The sequence below is a fragment of the Candidatus Methylomirabilota bacterium genome (assembly GCA_036002485.1).
GTDB lineage: Bacteria > Methylomirabilota > Methylomirabilia > Rokubacteriales > CSP1-6 > AR37.
The window spans coordinates 1-8,470 of sequence record DASYTI010000034.1 but is presented as its reverse complement, the minus strand read 5'-3'; the positions used below and the strand labels follow the sequence as shown (position 1 = coordinate 8,470).

Genomic DNA, 8,470 nt, shown 5'->3' with positions numbered 1-8,470 from the left:
GCGATGGTGCCCATGCCGTAGCCCAGGAGCTGGGTGTCGCCGCCGCGGATCACGACCTGCTCGATGGGCACGCCGAGTGCGTCGGCGGCAAGCTGGGCCAGGGTCGTCTCGTGGGCCTGGCCCTGGGAGGAGACGCCGATGTCCACGAAGACGGTGCCGTTGGGATCCACGCGCACGTTGGCGCCCTCGAAGGGACCGATGCCCGTGCCCTCCATGTACGCGGAGACGCCGAGCCCGATGGGGCGCGACGAGCCTCGCCGCGTGGCCTGCTCGGCGCGCCAGCCCGCGTAGCCCAGACGCTCGAGGGCGAGATCAAAGATCTTGACGTAGTCCGCCGGATCATAGGCGATGGGCACCCCGTCGCGGTAGACGAGGCCCGTCCGCCACGGCATCTCTTCCATCCGGATGAGATTCTTGCGGCGGAGCTCGGCCGCATCCATGCCGACGGCGCGCGCGCCCCGGTCGAGCAGACGGTCGAGGACGAAGTTGGCTTCCGGCCGTCCCGCGCCGCGATAGGCGGCGAGGAAGGTCTTGTGGGTGACCACGTTGCGCCCCACGCCCTTGAAGTGAGGGACGCGATACGGCCCCACCAGATGGTTCATGGTGTTGTACGCGATCGCCTCGCCGAGGGGCGTGTGCGCGCCGTGATCGCGGGTGAAGTCGGTCTCGAGCGCCACGATGGCGCCGTCGCGCGTGAGGCCGAGGCGCGCCTGGTGCTCCTGGTCGCGGTCGGCCGCGGCGGTGAGGAAATGCTCGCGCCGTGTCTCGATCCATTTGACGGGACGGCCGAGCCGGCGCGCGACGGCGGGCACCAGGATGTCCTCGGGATAGACGTGACCCTTGATGCCGAATCCCCCGCCCACGTCCGGCGCGATGACACGCACGTGCTCCTCTGCCATGCCGAGCACGGCCGCGATGCCGCTCCGCACCCCGAAGGGCACCTGGGTCGAGCACCAGGTGGTGAGGAGGCCGGTGGCGGCATCGTGAGAGGCGAGCACCCCGCGAGTCTCGATGGGCGTGCCGCCGACGCGAGGGTAGTGGAGCCGCATCTCGACCATGATGTCGGCTCTGGCGAATCCGGCCTTGGCATCGCCCGTGTGCGTCTCGGAGATGCCGGCGAGATTGCCCGGCCAGTCGTCGTGGACCTTGGGCGCCTCGGAAGCGAGCGCGGCCTCGGGAGAGACGGCGGCGGCCATCGGCTCGTATTCGACAACGACCCGCTCGACGGCATCGGCGGCGACATAGGCCGTCTCGGCCGCCACGACCGCCACCGCCTCGCCCACGTGCTTGACCATGGCCGAAGCGAGCACTGGGTGGTGATAGGGAGGGAAGGTCGGCGCGGGGACCAGCGGAGGCACGGAGCCGCCCAGCTCGGGCAAGTCCTCCCGGGTGAGCACGGCCACCACGCCGGGCAGCCTCGAGGCCTCGCGCCCGTCGATCTTCACGATGCGGGCGTGGGCATGAGGGCTGCGGACGATGCCGAGCCACAGCATGCCGGGCAGCGTGTGGTCGTCCGTGTAGCGGCCGAGACCGCGCAGGAGGCGGGCGTCCTCCTTGCGCCGGATCGAGGCTCCGACGAGCTTCTGGCCGGATTCCAGGGGAGGGCTCAGACGCGAGTGGGCCTGAGATGCGCGTCGCGGTTCTTCGCGAGCTCCGGATCCGCGTAGTCCATGAGCCCGGGCTGTCCGGCGCCTAGCATGACTTGCAGGTAGGCGCCCTCCAGCCCGACATTCTCGAAGCCATGCCGGACGTCGGCGGGGCAGGAGATGCAGTCCCACTTGCTCAGCACCGTCTCGGCGCGGGCACCCTGGCCGTCCTCGAGGAAGACCTTGACCTTGCCCTCGAGGATGAAGAAGGCCTCCTCGACCGGGTGCGTGTGCGCGGCGTTGCCCTGGCCGGGCGGCACGAACATGATGGAGAGCGTGAAGTGATCGGCGGGAATCGCTTTCGCATCGCTCTTGCCGGAGGCGCCCACCCCGATGAAGCGGTGCTGAGCGCGGCGGAAGCCCTCCGTGCGCGCGTCCGCGAAGGCGTCCCAGTCGGCGACGCGGTCGACGAAGCGGGCCACGCGGCCCTGGAGTAGCTCTTGGATTTCCATGACGTCCTCCGATCTGCGAGCGGGGCGCTCCGTGCGGTTACAGTGACGGCGTCCTACTCGTATCACACGCGTGCGACAAAGTCGAGAGACCCTCGCCTTTTCAATGTGTTAGAGTTACGTCATGCGTGGCGTCCTCATCACTGTCGAGGGCGTGGAAGGCTCCGGAAAGACCACCCAGTGCGAGCGGCTCGGCCAGTGGCTTCATGCGCGCGGCTTCGAAGTGGTGCTGACCAGCGAGCCTGACGGTACCCGTCTGGGCTCCGCCATTCGCGGGCTCTTCGAGCGGGAGGCCGCGCCGCCGACGCCGCTGACGCAGACCTTCCTCTTCATGGCGGCGCGCCAGCAGCACGTCGCCGAGATCATCCGACCGGCGCTCCAGCGCGGCGCCGTCGTCGTCTCGGACCGCTACGCCGATGCCACGCTAGCCTATCAGGGCTGGGGCGGCGGCATGGACCTCGAGACCATTCGCGATCTCAATGCCCTCGCCACGGGCGGCATCACGCCGGACCTCACCCTGCTCCTCGACCTCGACCCCGCCGCGGGCATGTCGCGCATCGGCAGCAGGCCCCTCGACGCCTTCGAGAAGTTGGACCTGGCGTTTCACCGGCGCGTGCGCGAAGGCTATCTCGAGATCGCGCGCGCCGAGAAGAACCGCGTGCGAGTATTCGACGCGTCGCGGGACGCCGCCGTCCTGCACGCCGACATCGCGCGCGCGGTCGAGGAGCGCCTGGAGCGACGAGGGTCCAGCCGTGGGGCTTGAGTCGATCCGCGGGCACGAGGAGGCCGTGGCGCTCCTTCGGCGCGCCATCGAGACGGACCGCGTGGCCCACGCGTATGCCTTCATCGGCCCGGAGGGCGTGGGCCGCAAGGCCACAGCGCTCGCTTTCGCCGAGGCGCTCGTGGGTGCCGCCGGGGCAGGGCGGATCGCGCGCGGAGCGCATCCCGACGTGCGGGTGATCGAGCCCACGCCGCCCCAGAGCAATCCCAAGGGCACGGAGGCAATCCGCGTGGAGAATATCCGTGAGCTCGGCCGGATGGCGTCGCTGCGGCCGGCGGAGGCGCCGTGGAAGGTCTTCATCGTCGACCAGGCGGAGACGATGACCGGCGCGGCGCCCCAGGCCTTTCTGAAGACGCTCGAGGAGCCGCCGGCCCGCACGGTGATCATACTCATCCTGAGCCAGCTCCGCGCGCTCCCCGCCACCGTGCTCTCACGCTGCCAGATCGTTCGCTTCCGGCCCATGGTGCCGGAGGGCGCGGTCGCGCTCTTGCCGCGCGGCGATGGCCCGGAGCATGAGCGGGCGCTCCAATGGCTCGGGCAGGTACAGAGCAGTGGGGCCGGCGCGGTGCTGCAGATCGGCGAAGCCATCGGACGCGATCGCGAGGCCGCGGAGAGCATGGTCGAGACGTGCTGGCTGTGGTATCGCGATCTCCTCTGCGCACAGGCGGGCGAAATCGAGAAACCAGACGGTTCTCGTCGCACGCTCGACGAGGTCGTGGCCGGGCTTCGCGCCTGTCGCGAGGCCTGGCAGGCCATCCAGGGTAATGTCTCCCCGCGGCTCAGCGTCGAGGTATTGCTGAGCCGACTCCAAGAAGTGCGAGCTGCAGGACGTCGTGGGGCTGGGGCCCCACCGTCCGAGGCGAGCGAAATCCATAGACAAGGCGGCGTAAAGATATGAGCGATACGACCGAGACAGTGACGACCTCGGCTGACACCGCGGAGGCCGAGCCGCAGTACCTCATCGGCATAAGGCTGCGCGAGCCCCTCCAGGCCGAGGACTACCTGACCACCGACGTGGATCTGCGCGTGGGCGATGTGGTGGCCGTCGAGACCGGGCAGGGGACGGGGATCGGCGAGGTGCGCCGGCCCAAGCGGCTCCTCCCCGAGTTCAAGCGTGGTCGCCTCTACCGTCACGTGCTCCGACGCGCCAGCGATGCCGAGATCCGCGAGTGGCGCGACCGGCGGGCCCTCGAGCTCGAGCACGCCGAGACGTGCCGGCGCCGGGCGCGCGGGCGGGGGCTCACGCTCAAGGTGGTGGACGTGGAGATCGATGCTCGTCACCGCCGGGTCACCGTGCTCTTCAATGCCGAGGAGCGGGTGGATTTCCGCGACCTCGTGCGCGACCTCGCCCACGAGTTCCACTCGCGCATCGAGATGCGCCAGATCGGCGCGCGCGACACGACCAAGCTCATGGACGGGATTGGCCCGTGCGGGCGCCAGCTCTGCTGCTCGTCGTACCTCAAGAAGTTCGAACCAATCTCCGTGAAGATGGCCAAGGGCCAGGACATGCCGCTCACGGACAACCGGTTGCTGGGCAATTGCGGGCGGCTCAAGTGCTGCCTGCTCTACGAGTTTTCGACCTACGAGCAGCTGCGCAAGCACCTGCCCAAGGTGGGCACCGCCTGTCAGGCCGATTGCGGCGGGCAGGGATGCATGACGGGCAAGGTTCGCTCGCTGCGCGTGCTGAAGCAGGCCGTGGTTGTGGGGTTCCAGGACGGCACCGAGGCCGAGGTGCCGCTGGAGGCGCTGACGTGGGAAGGGCGCCCGCACATCCAGCCGCTCTGACCTGGATCATGCGCGAACACCTGACCCCCTCACCAAATCAGCCCTCGCCTCGTCGCTCGAGGCGAGCGTCTCAGCTCGAACTGCGGCCCTCTCCCCCACGGGGGGAGAGGGATGAGAATGAAGAGAGCAGCGTGGCGAGAGTGTTGTCATCCCTCTCCCCCGTCGCGGGGGAGCGGGCCGCAGTTCGAGTTGAGCGGCGCAGCCGCGAGGCGAGGGCTGAGTAAATCAGGGGGCCGTACGATGAGAGAATCTCCTTCATGAAGAATCCAGGCTGAGAGAGGTATTGACGATGGCGAGACTCCTTGCCGTGGCGGCCCTCGCGCTCCTGACGGCCGCCTCCGCGCCCGCTGCCGCGCAGGATCAGCCGCGCATGGGCGGCGTGCTCAAAGCCGGCCTCATCGGCGAGGCGCCCACGCTCGACCTCCACGCGACGACGGCCGTGATCACCCAGCAGATCACCTGGCACATGTACGAGATGCTCTACACTTACGACAAGAACCTGACCCCCGTCCCCATGCTCGCCGAGGGGCACGTGATCGGCGACAACGGACGACGCTACACGATCTCGCTGCGCAAAGGTGTTCGGTTCCACAACGGCAAGGAGATGACCTCGGCCGACGTGGTGCCCTCGCTCCAGCACTGGGCCAAGCTCTCGACCACGGGCAAGGCGGTGTGGAAGAACGTGGAGGCGATCGAGGGCAAGGATCCGTACACGGTGGTGATCTATCTCAAGGAGCCCTCTGGCTCGCTGCTCTTCGGGCTCGGCTCGCCGAACAACGGCGGCGCGATCTATCCCAAGGAGGTGCTGGCCGCGGCCGGGGACGCCCCCGTCAAGGAGTATATCGGCACCGGCCCCTACCGCTTCGTCGAGCACAAGCCCGACCGGCACGTCAAGCTCGCGCGCTTCAAGGAATACTCCGCGCGCTCCGAGGCGCCCAATGGCTACGGCGGCAAGCGCACGGCGTACATCGACGAGATCTATTTCATTCCGGTGCCCGAGGCCTCCGTGCGGCTGGCCGGTTCCGAGACCGGCGAGTACCACTTCGCCCAGCAGCTCCGGCAGGATCAGTTCGATCGCGTCAAGGGTCAGCCCGCCCTCGAGCCGCAAATCGCCAAGCCCTATGGGTGGATCACCGCCGTGCCCAACCACAAGGACGGCCTGATGGCCAACCGGAAGGTCCGCCAGGCCTTCCAGGCTGCCCTCGAGATGGAGCCGATCCTCGCCGCGGCCATCGGCAACAAGGCCTTCTACCGGCTCGACGGCGCGCTCTTCTACCCCGAGCAAGGGCTGATGCACTCGCAGACGGGCGTGACGGGCTACAACCAGAAGAACAAGGCCAAGGCGCGGCAGCTCTTGAAGGAGGCGGGCTACACGGGCCAGCCCGTACGCTGGATCACGACGAAGGAGTACGAGTGGATGTACAACACCGCGCTGGTAGCCTCGCAGCAGATGGAGGACGCGGGCTTCAAGGTCGATCTCCAGGTGGTGGACTGGGCCACCCTCGTCCAGCGACGCGGCAAGCCGGAGCTCTACGACATCTTCTCGACGGGATTCTCGCTCAATCCCGATCCCGCCATCGCCACGAGCATCCAGTGCAACTGGCCCGGCTGGTGGTGCCACGAGGAGAAGGAGAAGCTCCTCGCCGACCTGGCCCGCGAGACCGATCCCAAGAAGCGCCGCGTTATCATCGAGAAGATCCAGGCCATCTTCTACGAGGACGTGGGGCGCATCAAGTTCGGCGACTACTTTCAGCTCGACGTGACGCGCAAGGAGGTGCGCGGCTTCAAGCCCGGCCCGTACCTCTATTTCTGGAACGTCTGGCTCGCCAAGTAAGCGACGGATGGCCGACCGTACGTTCTATCTGACGACGCCGATCTACTATCCCAACGCGCGGCCGCATCTCGGGCATGCGGGGGCGACCATCATGGCCGACGCCATGTGCCGCTACCGCCGGCTGCGTGGCGACCGGGTCTATTTCCTCACCGGCACCGACGAGCACGGCGACAAGATGACCCAGGCGGCCGCGGCAGCGGGGGTGCTGCCCCAGGTTCACGCCGACACCTACGTCGCCATGTTCCGGGAGACCTGGCAGCGGCTCGGCATCACCAATGACGATTTCATCCGCACCACCGAGCCGCGCCACAAAGCAGTCGTGCAGGCCATACTCCAGAAGCTTTACGACGCCGGGGAGATCTACTTTGGCGAGTACGGCGGCTGGTACTGCTACGGCTGCGAGCGCTTCTACACCGAAAAGGAGATCGTCGACGGCAAGTGCCCCGATCATCAGACGCCCCTGATCTTCATCAAGGAGAAGAACTACTTCTTCAAGATGTCCAAGTACCAGGACTGGCTGATCAAGCACCTCGAGGATCATCCCGGCTTCATCCAGCCCGAGCGCTATCGGAACGAGGTGCTGGGCTTCCTGCGCGAGCCGCTCCAGGATCTCTCGATCAGCCGGCCCAAGGCGCGGCTGCAGTGGGGTATCCCGCTGCCCTTCGACGACCAGTACGTCACCTATGTCTGGTTCGACGCGCTCCTCAACTACATCTCGGCCGTGGGCTACCCCGACGGCCCGCTCTACAAAGAACTCTGGCCGCATGCCGAGCACCTGATCGGCAAGGACATCCTCCGGGCTCATAGTGTCTACTGGCCGACCATGCTCAAGGCGGCCGGGATCCCGCTCTACCAGCGCCTCAATGTCCACGGCTACTGGACGATAGGCGGCGGGAAGATGTCGAAGTCCATCGGCAATGTCGTCGAGGCTTTCCAGCTGACGGACAAGTACGGCCACGACGCGTTCCGGTACTTCCTGCTGCGCGAGATGAACTTCGGCCTGGACGCCAGCTTCAGCGAGGAGGCCTTCGTGGGCCGGCTCAATGCCGACCTCGCCAATGACCTCGGGAATTTCGTCTCGCGCGCCACGACCATGATCGTCAACTTCGGCGCGGGGCGCATCCCCGCTCGCGGCGCGGCGGGCGAGCCGGAGGTGGCGCTGCGCGGAGCGCTTGAGGGCGCGGTGGCCGACGTGGATGCGGCCATGGAGGACTTCGCCTTTCAGCGGGCGCTCGCCGCGATCTGGGAGTTCCTCGGGTTCGCGAACCGCTATGTGGATGCCACGGCACCCTGGACGCTGGCCAAGGACCCCGCCAACCGCGAGCGGCTCGACACGGTGCTGTGGACGCTCGGGGAGTCCCTGCGCTGTCTCGGCATCCTGCTCGATCCATTCCTGCCCGAGGGGGCCGCCAAGATCCGCGCCGGCATCGGAAGCGGCGCACCACGGCTTCAGGACATCGCCTGGGGCGGTCTCGCGGCCGGGGCGTCCGTTCAGAAGGTGGCCGGCCTCTTCCCGAGAATAGACGTCAAGGTGATTGAGGAGCCCAAGTCAGGGACGGCGCCGGGCAGCGCCGGGAAGATTCCCATCGCCGACTTCGCCAAGGTCGAGCTGCGCGTGGCCGAGGTGGTGGCGGCCGAGCGCGTGCCGAAGTCCAGGAAGCTCCTCAAGCTCACGGTCAAGGTCGGCGAGGAGACGCGAACCCTCGTGGCGGGCGTGGCCGAGCAGTACGAGCCCGAGGCGCTCGTCGGCCGCAAGGTGGTCATCGTCGCCAATCTCGAGCCCGCCACCCTCATGGGCGTCGAGTCCAACGGCATGGTGCTGGCCGCCTCCCACGAGGGCACCGTCTCGCTGCTCACGCTCGACAAGGACGTGCCCTCGGGCTCCAAGGTCAACTAGGTGCGCCGGGACATCCTCGAGGAGACCTTCCGGCTCCTCGTCCGGCACTTCGACCTCTTCACCATGATCGCGCTGACC

At 67.8% G+C, this 8,470-nt stretch carries 7 protein-coding genes; 5 read left to right on the top strand and 2 right to left on the bottom strand.

The features are described from left to right. The coding region (locus VGT00_04120) for a xanthine dehydrogenase family protein molybdopterin-binding subunit (GenBank protein HEV8530582.1) at positions 1–1,493 on the bottom strand (1,493 nt) is incomplete at its 3' end. A 113-nt stretch (positions 1,494–1,606) separates the two neighbouring features. Next, on the bottom strand, positions 1,607–2,098 hold the full coding sequence (locus VGT00_04115; GenBank protein ID HEV8530581.1) for a cupin domain-containing protein: 492 nt from the start codon (positions 2,096–2,098) through the stop codon (positions 1,607–1,609). A gap of 121 nt (positions 2,099–2,219) precedes the next feature. Here VGT00_04115 and tmk point away from each other — a divergent pair, with 121 nt between their 5' ends. From tmk to metG, 5 genes are all read left to right on the top strand, one after another. Continuing rightward, entirely contained in the window at positions 2,220–2,858 is a 639-nt protein-coding gene (tmk, locus tag VGT00_04110) for a dTMP kinase (protein ID HEV8530580.1), read from the top strand. Between the two features lie 25 nt (positions 2,859–2,883). Beyond that, positions 2,884–3,774 carry a DNA polymerase III subunit gene (locus VGT00_04105; protein ID HEV8530579.1) on the top strand — a complete coding sequence of 297 codons (891 nt, stop codon included), beginning with the start codon at positions 2,884–2,886 and terminating at the stop codon, positions 3,772–3,774. After that, positions 3,771–4,661, top strand: a complete 891-nt coding sequence (ricT, locus tag VGT00_04100) for a regulatory iron-sulfur-containing complex subunit RicT (protein HEV8530578.1) — start codon at positions 3,771–3,773, stop codon at positions 4,659–4,661. The genes VGT00_04105 and ricT overlap by 4 nt, the downstream gene beginning before the upstream one ends. A 289-nt stretch (positions 4,662–4,950) precedes the next feature. Beyond that, positions 4,951–6,495, top strand: a complete 1,545-nt coding sequence (locus tag VGT00_04095) for an ABC transporter substrate-binding protein (GenBank protein ID HEV8530577.1) — start codon at positions 4,951–4,953, stop codon at positions 6,493–6,495. 7 nt (positions 6,496–6,502) lie between these two features. Beyond that, positions 6,503–8,392 carry a methionine--tRNA ligase gene (gene metG, locus VGT00_04090; GenBank protein HEV8530576.1) on the top strand — a complete coding sequence of 630 codons (1,890 nt, stop codon included), beginning with the start codon at positions 6,503–6,505 and terminating at the stop codon, positions 8,390–8,392. Positions 8,393–8,470: the final 78 nt, after the last annotated feature.

What these genes read in the sequence shown, in the direction of transcription:
- VGT00_04115 (HEV8530581.1), bottom strand. Translation starts at nt 2,098, where the DNA reads ATGGAAATCCAAGAGCTACTCCAGGGCCGCGTGGCCCGCTTCGTCGAC.
- tmk (HEV8530580.1), top strand. Translation starts at nt 2,220, where the DNA reads ATGCGTGGCGTCCTCATCACTGTCGAGGGCGTGGAAGGCTCCGGAAAG.
- ricT (HEV8530578.1), top strand. Translation starts at nt 3,771, where the DNA reads ATGAGCGATACGACCGAGACAGTGACGACCTCGGCTGACACCGCGGAG.
- VGT00_04095 (HEV8530577.1), top strand. Translation starts at nt 4,951, where the DNA reads ATGGCGAGACTCCTTGCCGTGGCGGCCCTCGCGCTCCTGACGGCCGCC.
- metG (HEV8530576.1), top strand. Translation starts at nt 6,503, where the DNA reads ATGGCCGACCGTACGTTCTATCTGACGACGCCGATCTACTATCCCAAC.